Source organism: Embleya sp. NBC_00896 (genome assembly GCF_045207785.1).
Taxonomy (GTDB): Bacteria; Actinomycetota; Actinomycetes; order Streptomycetales; family Streptomycetaceae; genus Embleya.
This window is the reverse complement of record NZ_CP108776.1, coordinates 5,458,101-5,478,668: the sequence shown is the minus strand read 5'-3', so window position 1 is coordinate 5,478,668 and position 20,568 is coordinate 5,458,101. Positions and strand designations below refer to the sequence as shown.

The window sequence follows — 20,568 nt, the reverse complement described above, 5'->3', positions numbered from 1 at the left end:
CCGATTTCTCACACGGTGAGCGGTCGGTCCGTCGGCCGAATGGGCGATGGCAGGTTCGTGCCACCGGTCAGCCACGAGTCGACGGCGGCCGCGCAGGCGCGACCCTCGGCGATCGCCCAGACGATGAGCGACTGCCCGCGACCGGCGTCGCCGGCCACGAAGACGCCGTCGACGTTCGTCGCGAACGACTCGTCGCGCGCGACGTTGCCGCGCTCGTCGAGGTCGAGCCCGAGCTGTTCGACCAGCCCGTTGGACCGGTCGGTGCCGGTGAAGCCCATCGCGAGGAAGACGAAGTCGGCCGGGATCTCCCGCTCGCTGCCGGGCACCGGCACGAAGCGGCCGTCCTTGAACTCGACCTCGACCAGCTTGAGGGCCTTGACCCGCCCGTCCTCGCCGCCCACGAATTCCTGGGTGTTGACCGCGTACACGCGCTCGCCGCCCTCTTCGTGCGCGCTGGCGACCCGGTACGTCATCGGGTACGTCGGCCACGGCTGCGTGGCGATCCGCTCCTCGGACGGCCGGGGCATGATCTCCAGCTGGGTGACCGAGGCCGCGCCCTGGCGGTGCGCGGTGCCGAGGCAGTCGGCGCCGGTGTCCCCGCCGCCGATGATCACCACGTGCTTGCCGGCCACGTCGATCGGCGAGGCGACGAGGTCGCCCTCCTGCACCTTGTTGGCGAAGGGGAGGTATTCCATCGCCTGGTGCACGCCGCCGAACTCGCGGCCGGGGATCGGCAGGTCGCGCGCCGCGGTGGCGCCGGCGGCGATCACGACGGAGTCGTAGCGCCGGCGGAGCTTGGCCGCGTCGAGGTCGGTGCCGATCTGCATGCCGGTGTAGAACTTGGTGCCTTCCGCGCGCATCTGCTCGATGCGGCGGTTGATGTGTCGCTTCTCCATCTTGAACTCGGGGATGCCGTAGCGGAGCAGCCCGCCGATCCGGTCCGCGCGTTCGTACACGGCGACCGTGTGGCCGGCGCGGGTGAGCTGCTGGGCGACGGCGAGGCCGGCGGGGCCGGAGCCGATCACGGCGATGGTCTTGCCGGAGAGGCGCTCGGGCGGCTGCGGGGCGACGTTGTTGTCGTCCCAGGCCCGGTCGATGATCGAGACCTCGACGTTCTTGATGGTGACCGGCGCCTGGTTGATGCCGAGCACGCACGCGGCCTCGCACGGGGCGGGGCACAGCCGCCCGGTGAACTCCGGGAAGTTGTTGGTCGCGTGCAGGCGCTCGCTCGCGGCCTGCCAGTCGTCGCGCCAGACCAGGTCGTTCCACTCGGGGATGATGTTTCCGAGCGGGCAGCCGTTGTGGCAGAACGGGATGCCGCAGTCCATGCAGCGGCCGGCCTGTTCGGTGATGATCGGGAGCAGTGTGCGCTCCTCGTACACCTCCTTCCAGTCCCGGATGCGCACGTCGACGGGGCGACGCTTGCCGAGCTCTTGGGGCGTGGTCAAAAAGCCCTTCGGGTCAGCCATGAACCGCCTCCATCATCTTCTGGACGATCTCGGTCTCGGTGAGACCGGCTCGCTCGGCGGCGTCCTTGGCGGCGAGCACTGCCTTGTAGTCCCTGGGCAGGATCTTGGTGAAGCGCCGGGAGGCGGCGTCCCAGTCGGAGAGCAGTTGCCCGGCGACGGCCGAGTCGGTCTCCTCGTGGTGCCGGCGCACAACGTCGTGCAGTTCGGCGCGGTCCGCGGCGTCGAGTTCCTCGACGCCGACGAGTTCGGTGTTGATGTTGTTCGGGTCGGCGTCGAGGAGGTACGCGACTCCGCCCGACATGCCGGCGGCGAAGTTGCGGCCGGTGCGGCCGAGCACGACGGCGCGGCCTCCGGTCATGTATTCGCAGCCGTGGTCGCCGACGCCTTCGACGACGGCGGTGGCGCCGGAGTTGCGGACGCAGAAGCGTTCGCCGACGAGGCCGCGGAGGTAGATCTCGCCGCTGGTGGCACCGTAGCCGATGACGTTGCCGGCGATGATGTTGTCTTCGGCCGGGAAGGTCGCGGTGCGGTCGGGGCGGACGATGATCCGGCCGCCGGAGAGGCCCTTGCCGACGTAGTCGTTGCCGTCGCCTTCGAGGCGCAGGGTGATGCCCTTGGGCACGAAGGCGCCGAAAGACTGTCCGGCCGACCCGGTGAGGGTGATGTCGATGGTGTCGTCGGGCAGGCCGGCACCGCGGTAGCGCTTGGTGACCTCGTGGCCGAGCATCGTGCCGACGGTGCGGTTGATGTTCTGCACGGGGAGGTTGATGACGACCTTCTCGCCGTTCTCGAGCGCGTCGGCGCTGAGTTGGATGAGTTGGTTGTCGAGTGCCTTGGCGAGGCCGTGGTCCTGCGGGCTGGTGTGGTGCAGGACGGCGCCCTCGGCCAGGGCGGGCACGTGGAACAGCGGTGCGAGGTCGATTCCGACGGTCTTCCAGTGTCGGACCGCCGCGCCGGTGTCGAGGAGTTCGGCGTGGCCGACGGCCTCTTCGAGGGTGCGGAAGCCGAGTTCGGCGAGCAGTTCGCGGACTTCCTCGGCGACGAACTCGAAGAAGTTGACGACGTGGTCGGCCTGGCCGGTGAAGCGTTCGCGCAGGACGGGGTTCTGGGTGGCGACGCCCACGGGGCAGGTGTCGAGGTGGCAGACCCGCATCATGACGCAGCCGGAGACGACGAGCGGCGCGGTGGCGAAGCCGTATTCCTCGGCGCCCAGGAGGGCGGCGATGACGACGTCGCGGCCGGTCTTGAGCTGGCCGTCGGTCTGCACGACGATGCGGTCGCGCAGGCCGTTGAGCAGCAGCGTCTGCTGGGTTTCGGCGAGGCCGAGTTCCCAGGGTCCGCCGGCGTGCTTGAGCGAGGTGAGCGGGGACGCGCCGGTGCCGCCGTCGTGGCCGGAGATGAGTACGACGTCGGCGTGTGCCTTGGACACGCCTGCCGCGACGGTTCCGACGCCGACCTCGGCGACCAGCTTCACGTGCACTCGGGCCGCCGGGTTGGCGTTCTTGAGGTCGTGGATGAGCTGGGCGAGGTCTTCGATGGAGTAGATGTCGTGGTGCGGGGGCGGCGAGATGAGGCCGACGCCGGGGGTGGAGTGTCGGGTGCGGGCGACCCAGGGGTAGACCTTGTGGCCGGGGAGTTGGCCGCCTTCGCCGGGCTTGGCGCCCTGGGCCATCTTGATCTGGATGTCGTCGGCGTTGACGAGGTATTCGCTGGTGACGCCGAAGCGGCCGGAGGCGACCTGCTTGATCGCCGAGCGGCGCTCGGGGTCGTGCAGGCGCTCGGGGTCTTCGCCGCCTTCGCCGGTGTTGGACTTGCCGCCGAGGCGGTTCATCGCGATGGCGAGGGTCTGGTGGGCTTCCATGGAGATGGAGCCGTAGGACATGGCGCCGGTGGAGAACCGCTTGACGATCTCGGAGACCGGTTCGACCTCGTCGATGGCGATGGGTTCGCGGGCGCCGTCCTTGAAGGCGAAGAGGCCGCGCAGGGTCATCAGGCGTCGGGACTGTTCGTCGACGCGCTGGGTGTACTTCTTGAAGATGTCGTAGCGGCGGGTCCGCGTGGAGTGTTGGAGCCGGAAGACGGTCTCCGGGTCGAACAGGTGCGGTTCGCCTTCGCGGCGCCACTGGTACTCGCCGCCTATTTCGAGCCGGCGGTGCGAGGGGGCGATGCCGGTGGGCGGGTAGGCCTTGGCGTGCCGGCGGGCGACTTCCTCGGCGACGACTTCGAGGCCGATGCCGCCGAGCTTGCTGGTGGTGCCGGTGAAGTATTCGGCGACGAAGTCTTCGGCGAGGCCGACGGCTTCGAACACCTGGGCGCCGCGGTAGGAGGCGACGGTGGAGATGCCCATCTTGGACATGACCTTCAGGACGCCCTTGCCGAGCGCCTTGATCAGGTTGCGGATGGCCTGGTCGGATTCGATGCCGCCGAGGAAGACGCCTTCGCGGACGAGGTCCTCGACGGATTCCATCGCGAGGTAGGGGTTGACGGCGGCGGCGCCGTAGCCGATGAGCAGCGCGATGTGGTGTACCTCGCGCACGTCGCCGGCTTCGACGATGAGGCCGACCTGGGTCCGGGTCTTGGTCCGGATCAGGTGGTGGTGCACGGCTGAGGTGAGCAGCAGCGAGGGGATCGGCGCGTGTTCGGCGTCGGAGTGCCGGTCGGAGAGGACCACGATGCGGGCGCCGTCGGCGATCGCGCCGGTGGTCTCGACGCGGATCTCCTCCAGGCGCTTGGCCAGTGCGGCGCCGCCGCCGTCGACGGGGTAGAGCCCGGAGATGGTGACGGCCTTGAGGCCGGGCTGGTCGCCGTCGAGGTTGATGTGGATGAGCTTGGCGAGTTCGTCGTTGTCGAGCACCGGGAAGGGCAGGACGACGTTGCGGCAGTCGGCGGGCTGGGCGTCGAGGAGGTTGCCCTCGGGGCCGACGAAGCTGCCGAGCGAGGTGACGAGCTCTTCGCGGATGGCGTCCAGCGGCGGGTTGGTGACCTGCGCGAACAGTTGGACGAAGTAGTCGAACAGCAGTCGCGGCTTGCTGGAGAGCGCGGCGATGGGGCTGTCGGTGCCCATGGAGCCGAGTGGTTCGCCGCCGGCGCGGGCCATCGGCGCGAGGATGACGCGGAGTTCTTCCTCGGTGTAGCCGAAGGTCTGCTGGCGCCGGGAGACGGAGGCGTGGGTGTGCACGACGTGTTCGCGCTCGGGGAGGTCCTCGAGGTTGATCAGGCCGGCGTGCAGCCAATCCTGGTAGGGGTGCTCGGCGGCGAGCGCGGTCTTGATCTCGTCGTCTTCGACGATGCGGCGGGCCTCGGTGTCGACGAGGAACATGCGGCCGGGCTGGAGTCGGCCCTTGCGGACGATCCTGGCTGGGTCGATGTCGAGGACGCCGACCTCGGAGGAGAGCACGACGAGGCCGTCGTCGGTGACCCAGTAGCGGGAGGGGCGCAGGCCGTTGCGGTCCAGGACGGCGCCGATGAGGGTGCCGTCGGTGAAGGTGACGCAGGCGGGGCCGTCCCAGGGTTCCATGACGGTGGCGTGGAACTTGTAGAACGCGCGGCGGGCGGCGTCCATGGTGGCGTGGTTCTCCCACGCCTCGGGGATCATCATGAGCACGGCGTGCGGGAGCGGCCGGCCGCCGAGGTGGAGCAGTTCCAGGACCTCGTCGAAGGACGCCGAGTCGGATGCCTCGGGCGTGCAGATCGGGTAGAGCCTGGTGAGGTCGCCGGGGATGAGGTCGGTGGCGAGCATGGACTCGCGGGCGGCCATCCAGTTGCGGTTGCCCTTGACCGTGTTGATCTCGCCGTTGTGCGCGATGAAGCGGTACGGGTGGGCGAGCGGCCAGGCCGGGAAGGTGTTGGTGGAGAACCGGGAGTGGACGAGGCCGATCGCGGACGCGAGGCGCCGGTCGGACAGGTCGGGGAAGAACGGCTCCAGTTGCCCGGTGGTGAGCATGCCCTTGTAGACGAGGGTGCGCGCGGAGAGGGAGGCGAAGTACACCTCGACCTCACGCTCGGCGCGCTTGCGCAGCGCGAACGCGAGCCGGTCGAGCGCGATGCCGGTGACGCTGTCGTCGACGCCGGCCACGAAGAGTTGGCTGAAGCGCGGCATGGTCTCGCGGGCCATGTTGCCGACGAGGCCGGGTGTGGTGGGCACCTCGCGCCAGCCCAGGACGCGCAGGTTCTCCTCGGCGGCGATCCGCTCGATGGAGGACTTGGCGCGGCCGGCGTGCACGTCGTCGTCGGGCAGGAAGGCGATGCCGACGGCGTAGGCGCCGGCGGCGGGCAGGTCGAAGCCCGTGGTCTCGCGCAGGAACGCGTCGGGGACCTGGATGAGGATGCCCGCGCCGTCGCCGGTGTCGGGTTCGGCGCCGGTGGCGCCGCGGTGTTCCATGTTCCGCAGGACGGTGAGGGCCTGGTCGACGATGTCGTGGCTGGGCTCGCCGGTGAGCGTGGCCACGAATCCGACACCGCAGGCGTCGTGCTCGTTACGGGGGTCGTACAACCCCTGTGCCGCGGGAATCGCGGAGAAGAGGGGGCCCGGAGTTGCGGGCATGGCAGGAGGCATGGGCGCTCCCGTCGTCGTCGTGGCGTGTGGTGCGCAACAGGGACGACGTTGGCCCTATGCGATTTCTTGCAGGTTACACGATCAGTACGGCCATCCGGAACCCGGGACATCTCGTCTCGGCATGTGAACAGCCGGGCCGCCGACCGCTGTGCCGTGCCGGTCGCCTTGGCATATCAGCTGGCTCATTCCCGACCATTCCACCACCGAAACTGCATGTCAGACCACCCGAAGTGATCGTTTCCCGGCGGAGTCGCGGGACTACGGGCGTGTTACGTATGCCTCACCCGTCACAGCCCTTGCCCGATCAGCAGGCCGAGCAGGTAGGTGAGCCCGCCCGCCGCGGCGCCCAGGACCAACTGTCGGGTCCCGCTGAACCACCACGGCCGGGCGGTCACGCGCGAGACGGCGGCGCCGGCGCCGAACAGGCCGAGCGCGGTCAGCACCAGGGCCGGGGCGAGCGTCGTGGCGCCGAGCAGGTAGGGCAGCAGCGGGAGCAGCGCGCCGATGGCGAAGAAGCCGAACGAGGAGCCGGCGGCCAGCCACGGCGAGGGCAGGTCGTGCGGGTCGACGCCCAGTTCCTCGCGGGCGTGGATCTCCAGGGCGAGCTCGGGGTCGCGGGAGAGCTGTCGGGCGACCTCGACGGCGAGGTCCTCGTCGAGGCCGCGGGCGATGTAGAGCTCGGCGAGTTCGCGCTGTTCGGCCTCGGGGCTGCGGACCAGTTCGCGGCGTTCGATCTCGACCTCGGCACGGGCGAGCTCGGATTGCGAGGCGACGGAGGTGTACTCCCCCGCGGCCATCGAGAAGGCGCCGCCGGCGAGGCCGGCGAGGCCGGTGATCACGACGGTCCTGGGTGCGGCGTCGCTGCCGACGACGCCGGCGATCAGGGCGAAGTTGGAGACCAGGCCGTCCATCGCGCCGAACACGGCCGGGCGCAGCCAGCCGCCGCCGATGTCGCGGTGGGTGTGGTCGATACCGTCCCGGTGCCCGAGCGCCGGGTCGGCGGCGGGGACCTCGGGGGATATCGGGCTGTCGGTGGTCTTCAACGTCGTGCACCCTCTCGTCGCGCTCAGGGGGCCGACGCTACCGTTTTGGCACCGGGTGCCGCCGGCAAGGAAAGGCTGCCCGTACCCGCGGGTGGAAGCGGGTTCGGGCAGCCTTGAACGAGGTGGTGTCAGTCCTTCTGGGCGGGTTTCTTCGCCAGTGACGGGGTGCGCTCGGCTTCGGCGTCCTCGTCGGCGTCCGCGTGGATGTCCGCGTCGTCGGCGGGCTCGTCGTCCTTCGCGAGTCCATCGGCCTTCGCGGGCACGTCCTCCGTCGCGTCCGGGACGGCGTCGGCGTCGGCATCGGCATCGGCATCGGTGTCCGGGTCCGCGTCGGCGGCCGCGGCCGCACCGGTCTCCGGGTCGTGGCCCTGCAGCGTGGCGGGGGCCTCGCGGCCGGGGTGCTTGCGCGCCGAGATCCAGATGTAGGCGATCGCGCCGACGAACACGACGATCGAGGTCCAGTTGTTGAGCCGCATGCCCAGGACCTGTTCGGCGTCGTCCACGCGCATGTACTCGATCCAGAACCGGCCGACCGTGTAGCCCGCGACGTAGAGCGCGAAGGCGCGGCCGTGGCCGAGCTTGAATCGGCGGTCGGCCCAGATCACCAGGGCCGCGACGCCGACGCACCACAGCGACTCGTACAGGAACGTCGGGTGGAAGGTGCCGGCCTGACCGGGGTCGATCACGTTGTGGTCGCCGTCGATCTTCACCGCCCACGCCACGTCGGTCTCGCGGCCGTAGAGCTCCTGGTTGAACCAGTTGCCCCAGCGGCCCACGGCCTGGGCGAGGACGATGCCCGGGGCGAGCGCGTCGGCCATCGCGGGCAGCGGGATGCCCCGGCGGCGGCACGCGATCCACGCGCCCACCCCGCCGAGCGCGATCGCGCCCCAGATGCCGAGGCCGCCCTTCCAGACGGCGAACGCCTGCATGGGGTCGCCGCCGTCGCCGAAGTACGGCCCCGGCGTGGTGATGACGTGGTAGAGGCGGCCGCCGACGAGGCCGAAGGGCACCATCCACACGGCGAGGTCGCCGACCGTGCCCGCGCGACCGCCTCGGGCGACCCAACGTCGCTCGCCGAGCCAGATCGCGAGGACGACACCGATGATGATGCACAGCGCGTAGCCGCGCAGCGGGATCGGACCGAGGTCGATCTGGCCGCGGGAGGGGCTGGGAATGAATGCGAGGTCCATGGCGGGTACGACGCTACCTGGTGCGGGGGCGGGTGTGTGCCGCCGGGCACACACGAACGGGCGCGGCACCCGGGATTCGGTGCCGCGCCCGCGCCTGTGTCGGGGTGTGTCCGGTCGGGCTAGTCCCGCGGCACTAGGACTTGGTCGCCGCTTCGATCTGCGCTCGCAGTTCTTCCGGGGTGGCCAGGCCGCGACCCTTGACGATCAGGTCGATCATCTTGCCGTTGATGCCCGCCGTCGGGGTGCCGGTGACCGGGGTGTCGCCGATCTTGGCGTCCTGGAACTCGGTGTTGACCCGGTCGACCCAGCTCGCGACCGCCAGGTCGTTGACGCACTGGTCGAAGGCGGGCGAGCGCAGGCCCTCGACCTTGCCGGCGAGTTCGAGCAGGTAGGAGCGGCTGGCGAACTTGTCGTCCAGCTCGTCGGGCTGGTTCGCGAACAGGGTGTCGTGGTACTCCGCGAACTTGCCGGCGTTCTGCGCGCACCCGGCGGCGTTGGCGGCGTACTTGGAGCCGTTGCCGCCGAGCTTGCCGTCCAGGAAGGACGCGATGTGGTAGTCGATCTTGATCTTGCCCTCGTCGGCCAGCGCGCGCATGGTCGGGCCGAGGGCCTTCTCCACCTCGTGGCAGATCGGGCAGCGGAAGTCCTCGTACATGATCAGCGAGGGGGCGTTCGGGTTGCTGCCGACCGTGACGCCGAGCCCGTCCGGGGACAGGTTGGCGGGGGCGCTCGCGGGCTCGGCCAGCGCGTCCTTCCAGGGGCCCTTCTTCTTGTTGGTCTTGGACATGCCGACGATCACGCCGATGATGGCCACGACCGCGAGGACCGCCACGACGGCGCCCGCGATGACCATCACGCGCTTGCGCTTGTCGATCGCCTGTTGGCGCGCGCGTTCCTGCGCCATGCGTTCGCGCGCGGTGCGCTTGCCTTCGGAGTTCTTCGAGCTCACTGGATCTCAGGGCCTTTCAGTTCCCGGGTTCCGGGGTTCCGGTTCGCGTCCCCGCGGTTGTCACCTGTGTCCTGCTCGGCCGGGTCCGACTCGTCGTACTCGTCGTCCTCGTCGTACTCGTCGTCGTAGACGTGGGGCTGTTCCTCGCGGAACAGCCACGCGTCGACGGACAGGCGGGTCCTGGGGAAGACGATCAGCCAGATCGCGAGCAGCATGAAGCCGCAGTCCCGCAGGATCTCCTCGAGGTACGCGGTCTTGTCCGGCTCGACCGGGCCGCCGCCGCCGAAGCAGCCGCAGTCGATCGCCAGTCCGCGCGCCCAGGCCTGGGCGATGCCCGCGATGAACACGAGCAGGAGCAGTGCGGAGATCGAGGCGACCAGGCGGGTGCCCAGTCCGACCACCAGGAGCAGCGCCAGGCCCAGCTCCAGGTAGGGCAGGGCGTAGCCGACGGGCTCGACGAGGTTGTCGGGCAGCACGTCGTAGCCGCGGACCGCGTACGCGGCCTGGTCGGGATCGAGCGCCTTCTCCCACCCGGCGTAGGCCCAGACGAAGGCCAGGCCCAGGCGGGCGGCGAGGCCGATCCACGGCGCGGCGCGGCGCAGGCCCGCGCGCGGGCCTGCCGCGGCGGTGCCGTTCGGGGTGGCCGTGGCGGTCACCACTCGGCCGCCGGCTCGATGGTCTTGCTTCCCACGGTCTGACCTCCGTCACGGCGGGTGAGGTACAGGGACAGCCGGCCCGGTGGTCCCCCGTGCCCGGACCGGCACATGTCCTGTCTAACCGGCGGAAGGTGCCTGAGGTTCCTGTCCGAGTGCCGCCTTACCACTCCCGGGGTTCTCCAGGCGCTGGTCGAGCAGTTCACGAAGGTTGTCGGGCGAACGCATCGCCGAGTTCCCGCTGTCCAGGATATTTCCGTCGACGGCGACGCTGGGGGTGGCGGAGACGCCGGAGTTGTCGAACGCGGTCTGGGACGCGGCGACCCACGCGGCGTTGGCGTCGGTGTTGACGCATTGATCGAACGTCTCGCCGCGCAGGCCCGGGACCTGGCCGGCGAGGTCGAGCAGCCGGGCGGTGGTGTAGCCGTCCTCGGACTCCTCGGGCTGGTTGTCGAAGAGCACCGCGTGGTAGGCGGCGAACTTGCCGGCGTCGACCGAGCAGCGCGCGGCGTTCGCGGACTTGACCGAGCCGGTGCCGCCGAGCTTGCCGTCCAGGAAGGAGGCGATGTGGTAGTCGACCCTGATCTTCCCGGCCTCGGTGTAGTCGGCCAGGAGCGGGCCGAAGTTGGTCTCGAAGCGCTTGCAGAACGGGCAGCGGAAGTCCTCGTACACGGTGACCGTGACGGGGGCGTCGGCGCGGCCGACGCGGATGGTGCCGTCGGGCCGGACGGCGGCGGGGAGCGTGTTCGGGTCGATGTCGCGGACGGCGGCCCTGGGGACGGCGGCCTTGGGGACGGCGGCCTCGGCGGCGCCCGAGTCGTTCTTCTTGTCGTCGTCGATGGTGAGCACGACGCCCAGGACGGCGGCGAGCACCGCGACCACGATCACTCCGACGACGGCCAGGATGACGGGTGTTCGATCGGTCTTGGTCTTGGTGCTCAACGCGGGTTCCTCCGATGGGGTAGGTGCGGTGGTGCGCTTTGGCGCGTGGCATGGGAACGGCCGCCGCGGGGGTGCCGCAGCGGCCGTGGTCTGCCGAAGTACATTTTGCTGCTTTTGTTGCTCCGGATACGCGATATTCGGGCGCACCCGCCCGGTGTCGTCGCGTCGGCGCTACCGCTTGCGGACGCCTTCGGCGAGTTCCTCGGCGAGGGCGCGGACCGCGTCGAGCCCGGCCTGCTCGTTCGGGGCGTCCAGGAGGGCGCGCACGAACGCGGAGCCGACGATGACGCCGTCGGCGTAGGCGGCGACCTCGGCGGCCTGGCGGGCGTTGGAGACGCCCAGGCCGACGCAGACCGGCAGGTCGGTGCTCGCGCGGGTGCGCGCGACCAGTTCGCCGGCGCGGTCCCCGACCGAGGCGCGGGTGCCGGTGACGCCCATGACGGAGGCGGCGTAGACGAAGCCGCCGCAGTGGCGGGTCGTGTAGGCGATGCGTTCGTCGGTGGAGGACAGCGCGACCAGGAAGATCCGGTCCAGGCCGTGGCGGTCGGTGGCGGCGATCCAGTCGTGCGCCTCGTCGGGGATCAGGTCGGGGGTGATCACGCCGCTGCCGCCGGCCTCGGCGAGTTCGCTCGCGAACCGCTCGACGCCGTAGCGCTCGATGGGGTTCCAGTAGGACATCACCAGCGTGGCGGCGCCGGTCTCGGCGACCGCGCGCACGTTGTCGATGACGTGGTGGGTGTTGATGCCGTGCGCGAGGGCGTGTTCGACCGCGCGCTGGATGACGGGGCCGTCCATCTGCGGGTCGCTGTAGGGCAGGCCGACCTCGATGATGTCGCACCCGCCCTCGACCATCGCCCGCATGGCGGCGGCGGAGCCCTCGGCGGAGGGGTAGCCGGCGGGGAGGTAGCCGACGAGGGCGGCCCGGTTCTCGGCGCGGGCGGCGGCCAGGACCCGGGTCAGCCTGCTGGGTGTACGGGTGCTGGTCACGACTGCTCCGCTTCGGCGTCGAGGAGATCGAAGTACGTGGCGGCGGTGTGCATGTCCTTGTCGCCGCGGCCGGAGAGGTTCACCAGGATGGTCGCGTCGGGGCCGAGCTCGCGCCCGACCTCCATCGCGCCGGCGAGGGCGTGTGCCGATTCGATGGCCGGGATGATGCCCTCGGTGCGGCACAGCAGCCGGAACGCCTCCATCGCGGGGGCGTCGTTGATCGGCCGGTAGGTGGCCCGGCCGGTCTGGTGCAGCCACGCGTGCTCGGGGCCGACGGCCGGGTAGTCCAGGCCGGCGGAGATCGAGTGGCTCTCCCGGGTCTGCCCGTACTCGTCCTGGAGCAGGTAGGTGCGCGCGCCGTGCAGGACGCCGATCGAGCCGCCGGTGATCGAGGCGGCGTGCCGGCCGGTCTCGACGCCGTCGCCGCCGGCCTCGAAGCCGTACAGGCGCACGCTCGCGTCGGGGATGAAGGCGTGGAAGGCGCCGATCGCGTTGGAGCCGCCGCCCACGCACGCGCAGACCGCGTCGGGGAGCCGGCCGGTGAGGTCGAGGACCTGCTGCCGGGCCTCGACCGAGATGATCTTGGCGAAGTCGCGGACCATGGCCGGGAACGGGTGCGGTCCGGCGGCGGTGCCAAGCAGGTAGTGGGTGTTGTCGACGTTGGCGACCCAGTCGCGCAGCGCCTCGTTGATCGCGTCCTTGAGGGTGCGCGAGCCGATCGAGACGGGGACGACCTCGGCGCCGAGCACGCGCATGCGGGCCACGTTCAGGGCCTGGCGCTGGGTGTCGAGCTCGCCCATGTAGATGACGCATTCCAGGCCCAGCAGCGCGCACGCGGTCGCGGTGGCGACGCCGTGCTGGCCGGCGCCGGTCTCGGCGATCACCCGGGTCTTGCCCATGCGCTTGGTCAGGATGGCCTGGCCGAGCACGTTGTTGATCTTGTGCGAGCCGGTGTGGTTGAGGTCCTCGCGCTTGAGGATGATCCGCGCGCCGCCGGCGTGTTCGGCGAATCGCGGGGCCTCGGTGATGATGCTGGGGCGCCCGGCGTAGTCGCGCAGCAGACCGGTGAACTCGGCCTGGAACTGTGGGTCGTCCTTGGCCTTGTCGTAGGCGGCGGTGAGCTCGTCGAGGGCCGCGATCAGGGCCTCGGGCAGGAAGCGCCCGCCGAAGACCCCGAAGTGGCCGGACGGGTCCGGCTGTTGGGCGGTCGGTTGTTGTTCGGTACTGGACATGCTGGGTCCTTGTCGGTGTGGCATGCCGTGCGGACGGCACGTTGCTGACGGTGGGTCAGGAAACGTGTCGGCGCCATCGGCTGCCCTGGACCTGACCGGGCTCGCAACCGATCACGTAGCGCACGCGGCGGCCGCGTGCCCTGCGCGCGGGCGCGCGACAGCCGCGAGGCTTGCAGCCTCGGGCCAGTCGCGGGTCCATGCTCATCGTCGTCGCGCTCTCAGCCGCGTCCGTGCCGGATCGCCGGGTGGGCGCCCGCGGCGACGAGGTCGGCGACCGAGCTGCGCGGGTCGCGACCGGTCACCAGGGACTCGCCCACCAGGACGGCGTCGGCGCCGTTGTTGGCGTAGGCGATGAGGTCGTGCGGGCCGCGCACGCCGGACTCGGCGATGCGCACGCAGGTGTCCGGGATCAGCGGGGCGATCCGGGCGAAGTTGTTGCGGTCGACCTCGAGGGTCTTGAGGTTGCGCGCGTTGACCCCGATCACGGTCGCGCCGGCGTCGAGCGCGCGGGCGGTCTCCTCCTCGTCGTGGACCTCCACGATCGTGGTGAGACCGATCGAGCGCGAGCGCTCGATCAGCGAGATCAGGGCGTTCTGCTCCAGGGCCGCGACGATCAGCAGGGCGACGTCGGCGCCGTGCGCGCGGGCCTCCCACAGCTGGTAGCTGGTGACCATGAAGTCCTTGCGCAGCACCGGGATGTCCACGGCGGCGCGCACCGCGTCGAGGTCCTCGAGCGAGCCGCCGAAGCGGCGCTGCTCGGTGAGCACGCTGATGATCGAGGCGCCGCCGGACTCGTAGTCGGCGGCCAGGCCGGCCGGGTCGGCGATCGCGGCGAGCGCGCCCTTGGAGGGGCTGGAGCGCTTGACCTCCGCGATGACCGCGATGCCGTCGGCACGCAGGACGGCTTCCGCGTCGCGGGGCGCCGGCGCCTGGGCCGCGAGTTCCTTGATCTCGTCAAGGGATACGCGGGCCTGTCGTTCGGCGAGGTCGGCGTTGACACCGTCGATGATCTCGTCGAGAACAGTCACGCCGTACATCCCCTCGTTTATCCGGAGAACCTGCTCCCCCGGCCCTTCGATGGTATAGGCCGATTCGAACAGACCCGTCCACGCCGCACCGCCGAAGAGGTGGGGGCAGCATACGGCGTCGCACGGTCGGTTCGTACGCACGGTCCGGCAGACGGAAGAGCGGGCCGTCACTGTGCGTCAGGGGGCGAGCGCCGCGCCGAAGGGCAGGTCGCGCACGATCCAGAACAGCACGACGACCGCGAGCAGGGCCCACAGCCATCGCGGATCCGCGAGCGAGCGGCGCGGCTCGCCGCGGGCGCTGCGCACCGTCCAACGCAGCCACAGCCAGCCGATCAGCGGGAACAGCGCGACGGCGAGCGCGTTGTAGCCGATCGCCGCCGACAGGTCCAGGTGGGTGAGCGCGTGCACACAGCGCAGACCACCGCAGCCGGGACAGGCGACCCCGGTGAGCACCAGATAGGGGCACGGCGGATAGTGGCCCGACTCGCGGGGGTCCACCAGCGCGACATAGCCGGTGGCGGCGGTCAGCAGGGCCAGGGTCGCGGCCGGCAGCCCGAGATTGCGCAGTCGGAAGCCGGGGGTCGGCGCGAGGGGTCCCGCGGACATGTCCACCGGCTCGTCGCGCGGCTCGGGCGTGGCCATCAGAGGTCACCCAGCGTGTCTTTCCAGCCGAGCAGGAATACGCCGACCATCCACGTGGTCCAGAAGATCACGCCGAGCAGGACGGTCCCGATGGTCCAGTTGCGGGCCCGAAGCGACGCGAGTCGGGCGCCGTCGAGATCGCCGCGCTGCCAACGCTCGTTGACGCTGGTGGCGGCGAGCAGCGCGGGGACACCGGCGAGGAAGCAACAGAACACGGTCGCCACGACCGCCCACGCGAGGTAGTTGTCCGGCGGCCTCGGCGGCGGGCCGCCGGGCGGGGGTGTGGTCGGCGGGCCGTAGGGCACCGTGTGCCCGAACGGTCGAGGCTGTCGCCAGTCCCGCGTGCGGTCCTCACCGCCACCGGGGGATCCCGGATAGCCGTAGGCCACATTTCCCCCCTGGGCTTCGTACGGTGTTTGCGCGTGTGCGCATGTACGCCGGGGGCGACCGGGCCCGCGCGGCAGACTCACCCTAGAACAGCAGCGGGGCCCGGGGCAGAGCCACGCACCCTGACGCCCGCCCTCGAACGCCGGGCGGGTTGCCCTCAAGCACCGGGCAGGCTGATTTCAAGCGCCGGGCAGGCTGTTTCAGCCCGGCCGGCGTTCGAGGCCGAATCGGCCGCAGGCCGGCCTGCCTTCAGCCCGTCCGGCGCTTGAGGACGCAAGGTGCCGAGGTCAGTTGCGCGCGGGCGCGGCGCCCATACCGCTCATCCGCATCGCGAGACCCGCGACGCAGCCGACGAGGACCACGGCCGCGCCGGCCCAGAACACCATGACGCTCGCCGCGATCATCGCGACGCCGGAGATCGTGCAGCCGATCAGCGCCAGTATGGTCACGGTCCAGGCCGCCGGGGTGCTGCCGTGATTTCCGCCTTGCGACGACATGCCTACTCCTTCGACTCCACAAGCGTGTGCGCGGCCACTGCGACACCGCCTTCGGCGCCGCGATCACAACCGCGCGAAACCTATTGTCACCCGCCGGGAGCAGTGCTCAGCGCGTGGGGTCCTCGCCGCGGTCGAGCGCGTTCCACAGATCGGCGTTGGTGGCCGTGCCGCGGCGGGCCGCGGCGGTTCGACCCTCGGGGGCCTCGTAGCGGTTGGACATGCCCGGCCAGCGCCGGCCGCGGACCACCACGAGCAGGCCCGCGAGCAGGATCACCACGCCGCCGACGGCCGCGAACCACGGCCAGATCGAGTGGCTCACGTCCACCGCGCGCACGCCCTCGACGGCCGCCTTGGCCGCCGCCTCGGAGTTCACCGCGGACGTGTCCCCGCCCCCCTGGACCGCCAGGACCGTGACGCCGAGCCCGGCGAGCAGCACGAGCACACCGATCACGGTGCGGCCGATCGTGCGGGTCGCCAACACCGCGAGGCCGCCGGCGAGGCCGAGCAGCGCGAGCGCGGTGATCCCCTTGTTGATCGAGGTGCCGCTCGCGTGGACCGCGATGTGCGAGCCGTGCACGAGGGCCGTGCCCTTCGCCCACGTGCGACCGGCGACCGAGAGCACCAGGGCCGCGCCGGCGAGCGCGAGCAGTACCGCGACGGTCATCTCGCGCCGCGCGGCCTTGCGCGCGCGCAGCGCCTGCGCGTCCTCCCCCGCGGCACTGGGCGCGGTCGCCTCGGCCGCGGTCTCGGAGGCTGCGGTCTCGGGAGCCGCGGTCTCGGGGGCCGGCCGCTCGTCCGTCTCGGTGCCGCCGCGGGCGGAGCCGGCCTCGGTGTTCGCGTCTGGGGTCGCGGCGGTCATGTCTCCAGCATGACCGACGCCGCGCGCGCCCTTGACACGGGGCGGGCCGACCCCGGTGCCGTGCGCCGGGACAGGGCTCGCGGGCCGGGGCCTGCGGGACACCGGCATGCCGGGCGGGGATCGCCGGACGGGCTCAGATGTCGTGCGCCGGCGTGAGCGTCGCGGCGATCGCCACCGCGCGCAGCACCGCCGCCGCCTTGTTGCGGCACTCGATGTCCTCGCCCTCGGGCGAGGAGTCGGCCACCACGCCCGCGCCCGCCTGCACGTACGCGACCCCGTCGCGGATCAGCGCGGTGCGGATCGCGATCGCGGTGTCCAGGTCGCCGGCGAAGTCGACGTAGCCCACGCAACCGCCGTACAGGCCGCGCCGGGTGGGCTCGAAGTTCTCGATGATCTCCATCGCGCGCGGCTTGGGCGCGCCCGAGAGGGTGCCGGCGGGGAAGCAGGCCGCGAACACGTCCAGCGCGCTCCGGCCGGGGGCCGGCTCGCCCACCACGGTGGACACGATGTGCATGACGTGGCTGTACCGCTCGACCGACATGAAGTCGACGACCTCGACCGTGCCCGGCGCGCACACCCGGCCCAGGTCGTTGCGGCCCAGGTCGACGAGCATCAGGTGCTCGGCGCGTTCCTTGGGGTCGGCGAGCAGTTCCTCGGCCAGCGCCGCGTCCGCCTCGGGGGTCGCACCGCGCGGGCGGGTGCCCGCGATCGGGTGCAGCATCGCGCGCCCGTCGTCCACGGTGACCAGCGCCTCGGGGCTGGAGCCGACCACGTCGAAGCCGCCCTCGGTGCCGCCGTCGGGGCCGGGCAGCCGGAACAGGTACATGTACGGGCTGGGGTTGGTCGCGCGCAGGATCCGGTACACGTCGAGCGCGCCGGCCGTCGTGGGCATCTCGAAGCGCTGCGACAGCACGATCTGGAACGCCTCGCCGGCCCGGATCTCCTCCTTGGCCGCGTCCACCGCCTTGCGGTAGGCGGCCGAGCCCCACGGGCCGACCGCGTCGGGCGTGGCGCCGCGCTCGAAGGCGGCCGCCGACAGCCCGGTCGGGCGGGCGAGGTCGGCGGTCATCGCGTCCAGGCGCGCCACGGCCGCGTGGTACGCCTCGTCGACGCCGGACTCGCGGTTGTCGTGGTTGATCGCGTTCGCGATCAGCAGCACGCTGCCGTCCACGTGGTCGAGCACCGCGAGGTCGGTCGCCAGGAACATCATCAGCTCGGGCACCCGCAGGTCGTCCACGGCCGAGTCGGGCAGCCGCTCCAGCCGGCGCACCACGTCGTAGCCGAGGTAGCCGACCATGCCGCCGGTCAGCGGCGGCAGTTCCAGGCCGGGGATCCCGCGCGGGGTGTGCAGCGCGGCCACGGTCGCCCGCAGCACCTCCAGCGGGTCGCCGTCGACCGGCACCCCCACCGGCGGCGTGCCCAGCCATCGGGCCTGCCCGTCCACCTCGGTCAGGACCGCCGCGCTGCGCACGCCCACGAACGAATAGCGCGACCACGAGCGGCCGTTCTCGGCGGATTCGAGCAGGAACGTGCCGGGCCGCTCGTCGGCGAGCTTGCGGTAGAGCCCCACGGGGGTGTCGCCGTCGGCCAGGAAGCGCCGGGTGACGGGGATGACGCGCCGGTCGCGAGCGAGCGCCCGGAACGTGTCGAGGTCGGGGGTGACGGTTCCGGTGGTCATGGCGTGCGCAATCTCCCGGGCAACGAGGTCGGGCGGGACGAATCGGGCGGCGGGTCAGGCGGTGACGGGCAGGACGTCCGCGTCGAAGCAGGTGCGGTCGCCGGTGTGGCACGCGGCGCCGGTCTGTTCGACCCGCACGAGCACGGCGTCGCCGTCGCAGTCGAGCGCGGCCGAGACGACCTTCTGGATGTGGCCGGACGTGTCGCCCTTGACCCAGTATTCCTGCCGGCTGCGGCTCCAGTAGGTACACCGGCCGGTGGTCAGCGTGCGATGCAGCGCCTCGTCGTCCATCCAGCCGACCATGAGCACCTCGCCCGTGTCGCTCGCCTGCGCGACGGCGGCGATCAGGCCGTCGGGGTCGCGCTTGAGGCGGGCGGCGATGGTCGGGTCGAGGTCGGACGGCCGCGCGGGCGGGTGGGTGGCACCGGTCATGCGCGCATTGTCGCAGACCGCCACCGTTCGATCGCGCGCGTGTTCACAGGCCGGTACGGGCCTCGCGCAGTCGACGGATCGCGTCCTCGTCGCCCTCGATCGCGACCTGTGCCTGCTCCTTGCGGCCGAACAGGTACAGGAGCAGCTCGGCCGGGTGGCCGGCCAGCGTCACCACCGGGGTGCCCTGGGCACCCTTGGTGCTCTGGCTGCCCTTGTGGATGGTCACCGGCGGCTCGTCGTACGGGCCGTCCGTGCGGCGCAGCGCGACCCCGACCGGGACGCCGCGCAGCGCTGTCCGGGACGCGCCGCGGGCCCGCTTCCACAGGATCTCGGTGAGCGCGGGGTCCAGGTCGCGCGGCTCGGCGCCGGCGGGCTGCGCGCGGCGCACGTCCTCCAGGTGGACGAAGTACTCCATCGTGTTGGCCGCCGCGTCCACGCCGGGGATGCCGAACACGGACAGGCGCGGCGGGCCGTCCGCGACCAGCCGCACGGTCTGCTCGTAGGGCTTGGCGGCCTGCTTCAGGCGGACCTTCTCGGTCCACCCGGCGAGGGCCGCGATCATGATGCCCGGGGCCGAGTCGGGGCGATGCTCGCGGACCACGAGGTGGGCCGCGAGGTCGCGGGTGGTCCAGCCCTCGCACAGGGTCGGCGCGTCCGGCCCCAGCTCGCGCAGCAGGTCGGCGAGCGCGGCACGTTCGGCGCGGGCGAAGGAAGTCGGCATGTGCCGATCCTTCGGCCCGGCCGGGGTCCGGTCAAGGGGAGGAAGCGGCCACCGGGGCGGAATCCTTGGGCTGACCCGTGTTCTGCTTCGCGCTCAACCAGCGCAGCGCGTCGGGGAGTACGGCCTGCCAGGTCTTGAAGTTGTGGCCGCCGGTGGGCAGGAACAGCGTGTCCACCACGAGCGGCGGCTTGGCGAGCCGGTCGAACTCCTTGGTGTCCGCCAGGTTCGGCTCGCCGCTCTCGCTGCTGGTGAGCAGCAGGTTCACCGGTGGCATCGGCATGTTCTTGAGCCGCCACATCAGGTCGTTCTGGTTGCGGTAGGCCTTGCTGTCGCCGTACAGGTCGCCGGTGTCGCCGTCCATGGGCGCGCCGTAGTCGGCGGACAGCGCGACGCCCGCGCCGATCCGATCCGAGTTGAGCATCGCGAGTTTGGCCGCGCAGTAGCCGCCGGTGGAGTCGCCGAGCATGGCCCAGCCCTGGGGCCCGGGCGCGACCCGGTACGCCTGGCGGATGGCCTCGGGCAGGTCCTGGCTGAAGAACACGCCGACCTGCGGGCCGCCGGGCACGTCGGTGCACTCGGTGTCGCGGTTCTGGTTGACGCTCGGTCGCATCATCACGTAGATCGTGGGCTGGACCCGGCCGGCGGCGATCTCGGTGGCGGCGAACTTGGGCAGTTCCAGGCGGGTGACCAGGTTGCGCTCGTTGCCGGGGTAGCCGGTGAGCACGACCACGACCGGGAATTGCCGGTCCTTGTACTGGGGCTGGAAGTACTGCGGCGGCAGGTACACCAGTGCCGGGGTGCCCATCCCGCTGCGCCGGCCGGCCACCTCGACCTGCATGATCTGGCCCGCGACCTGGGGATTGCTCCCCTCGCGGACGTCTATGGTCTCGGTGCCGTTCTGCTTGACCAGCTTGGGCACGCCGTTGGGGCCGGTGGGTTCGCCGAAGTTGACTATCGGCTTCCCGGTGTGCCCGAGCAGGTCGTCCCACGTCGTGTAGAAGACGAAGTAGCGGTTCCCGATCAGCGCCACCGTCGCCATCAGCAGCACCTGGGTCGTCACCAGGATCCCGACGCGGCCCAGGATCGGCAGCACGCCCTGGCGGGAGAGCTTGGGCCAGAAGACGACGACGGCGGCGATCGAGGCGAAGGCGGCGACGCCGAGCAGGATGATCAGTTTCAGGCTGGTGAGGCCCACGCGGCGTCCTAAGTGGTCGATCTTGGTCAGGGCACGCCGTTGGAGACGAGACCCGCCCGGGTTTGGTTGCGGGCGCCGGGACGGGTCCGGCTGGAGCGATCGATCGTGC

General features: G+C 71.4%; 19 protein-coding genes. All 19 read right to left on the bottom strand.

Annotated elements, in window-relative coordinates; genetic code table 11:
• Positions 1–8: 8 nt before the first annotated feature.
• The 19 genes from OG928_RS24865 to OG928_RS24775 all read right to left on the bottom strand — a co-directional run bounded on the left by OG928_RS24865 (position 9) and on the right by OG928_RS24775 (position 20,459).
• Positions 9–1,469 (bottom strand): glutamate synthase subunit beta, encoded by a 1,461-nt coding sequence (locus tag OG928_RS24865; RefSeq protein ID WP_406287516.1) that lies wholly within the window; start codon positions 1,467–1,469, stop codon positions 9–11.
• The gene (gene gltB, locus OG928_RS24860; protein WP_406287513.1) at positions 1,462–6,012 is read right to left on the bottom strand and encodes a glutamate synthase large subunit; all 4,551 of its coding nucleotides are present in this window, start codon (positions 6,010–6,012) and stop codon (positions 1,462–1,464) included. Before gltB ends, OG928_RS24865 begins: the two co-directional genes overlap by 8 nt.
• Before the next feature lie 299 nt (positions 6,013–6,311).
• A complete protein-coding gene (locus tag OG928_RS24855) occupies positions 6,312–7,046 on the bottom strand; it encodes a VIT1/CCC1 transporter family protein (protein ID WP_406291184.1) in 735 nt (244 codons plus the stop codon).
• 149 nt (positions 7,047–7,195) lie between these two features.
• A complete protein-coding gene (gene lgt, locus OG928_RS24850) occupies positions 7,196–8,257 on the bottom strand; it encodes a prolipoprotein diacylglyceryl transferase (RefSeq protein ID WP_406287511.1) in 1,062 nt (353 codons plus the stop codon).
• Between the two features lie 133 nt (positions 8,258–8,390).
• Positions 8,391–9,206, bottom strand: coding sequence for a DsbA family protein (locus OG928_RS24845; protein ID WP_406287509.1), 816 nt, complete (start codon positions 9,204–9,206; stop codon positions 8,391–8,393).
• Positions 9,203–9,862 (bottom strand): MauE/DoxX family redox-associated membrane protein, encoded by a 660-nt coding sequence (locus tag OG928_RS24840; RefSeq protein ID WP_406287508.1) that lies wholly within the window; start codon positions 9,860–9,862, stop codon positions 9,203–9,205. The genes OG928_RS24845 and OG928_RS24840 overlap by 4 nt, the downstream gene beginning before the upstream one ends.
• 117 nt (positions 9,863–9,979) lie before the next feature.
• The gene (locus OG928_RS24835) at positions 9,980–10,801 is read right to left on the bottom strand and encodes a DsbA family protein (protein WP_406287506.1); all 822 of its coding nucleotides are present in this window, start codon (positions 10,799–10,801) and stop codon (positions 9,980–9,982) included.
• 171 nt (positions 10,802–10,972) lie between these two features.
• On the bottom strand, positions 10,973–11,788 hold the full coding sequence (gene trpA, locus OG928_RS24830) for a tryptophan synthase subunit alpha (protein ID WP_406287503.1): 816 nt from the start codon (positions 11,786–11,788) through the stop codon (positions 10,973–10,975).
• Positions 11,785–13,020: a tryptophan synthase subunit beta gene (gene trpB / locus OG928_RS24825; protein ID WP_406287501.1), complete on the bottom strand. Its 1,236-nt coding sequence runs from the start codon at positions 13,018–13,020 to the stop codon at positions 11,785–11,787. The genes trpA and trpB overlap by 4 nt, the downstream gene beginning before the upstream one ends.
• Before the next feature lie 55 nt (positions 13,021–13,075).
• The gene (gene trpM / locus OG928_RS24820) at positions 13,076–13,219 is read right to left on the bottom strand and encodes a tryptophan biosynthesis modulator TrpM (protein WP_406291181.1); all 144 of its coding nucleotides are present in this window, start codon (positions 13,217–13,219) and stop codon (positions 13,076–13,078) included.
• A gap of 19 nt (positions 13,220–13,238) precedes the next feature.
• Positions 13,239–14,048 (bottom strand): indole-3-glycerol phosphate synthase TrpC, encoded by an 810-nt coding sequence (gene trpC, locus OG928_RS24815; RefSeq protein ID WP_406287499.1) that lies wholly within the window; start codon positions 14,046–14,048, stop codon positions 13,239–13,241.
• A 177-nt stretch (positions 14,049–14,225) separates the two neighbouring features.
• Positions 14,226–14,690, bottom strand: a complete 465-nt coding sequence (locus OG928_RS24810; RefSeq protein ID WP_406287497.1) for a DUF2752 domain-containing protein — start codon at positions 14,688–14,690, stop codon at positions 14,226–14,228.
• Positions 14,690–15,079: a CD225/dispanin family protein gene (locus OG928_RS24805; protein ID WP_406287494.1), complete on the bottom strand. Its 390-nt coding sequence runs from the start codon at positions 15,077–15,079 to the stop codon at positions 14,690–14,692. The genes OG928_RS24810 and OG928_RS24805 overlap by 1 nt, the downstream gene beginning before the upstream one ends.
• 285 nt (positions 15,080–15,364) lie before the next feature.
• Entirely contained in the window at positions 15,365–15,574 is a 210-nt protein-coding gene (locus OG928_RS24800; protein WP_406287492.1) for an HGxxPAAW family protein, read from the bottom strand.
• 106 nt (positions 15,575–15,680) lie between these two features.
• The gene (locus OG928_RS24795) at positions 15,681–16,433 is read right to left on the bottom strand and encodes a TIGR02234 family membrane protein (protein WP_406287490.1); all 753 of its coding nucleotides are present in this window, start codon (positions 16,431–16,433) and stop codon (positions 15,681–15,683) included.
• Positions 16,434–16,566: 133 nt separating this feature from the next.
• Positions 16,567–18,111 carry an anthranilate synthase component I gene (locus OG928_RS24790; RefSeq protein ID WP_406287486.1) on the bottom strand — a complete coding sequence of 515 codons (1,545 nt, stop codon included), beginning with the start codon at positions 18,109–18,111 and terminating at the stop codon, positions 16,567–16,569.
• Between the two features lie 54 nt (positions 18,112–18,165).
• Positions 18,166–18,543, bottom strand: a complete 378-nt coding sequence (gene hisI, locus OG928_RS24785) for a phosphoribosyl-AMP cyclohydrolase (RefSeq protein WP_406287484.1) — start codon at positions 18,541–18,543, stop codon at positions 18,166–18,168.
• A 43-nt stretch (positions 18,544–18,586) separates the two neighbouring features.
• The gene (locus OG928_RS24780) at positions 18,587–19,264 is read right to left on the bottom strand and encodes a TIGR03085 family metal-binding protein (RefSeq protein ID WP_406287481.1); all 678 of its coding nucleotides are present in this window, start codon (positions 19,262–19,264) and stop codon (positions 18,587–18,589) included.
• Positions 19,265–19,295: 31 nt separating this feature from the next.
• Positions 19,296–20,459: an alpha/beta hydrolase gene (locus OG928_RS24775; protein WP_406287479.1), complete on the bottom strand. Its 1,164-nt coding sequence runs from the start codon at positions 20,457–20,459 to the stop codon at positions 19,296–19,298.
• Between the last annotated feature and the right edge of the window lie 109 nt (positions 20,460–20,568).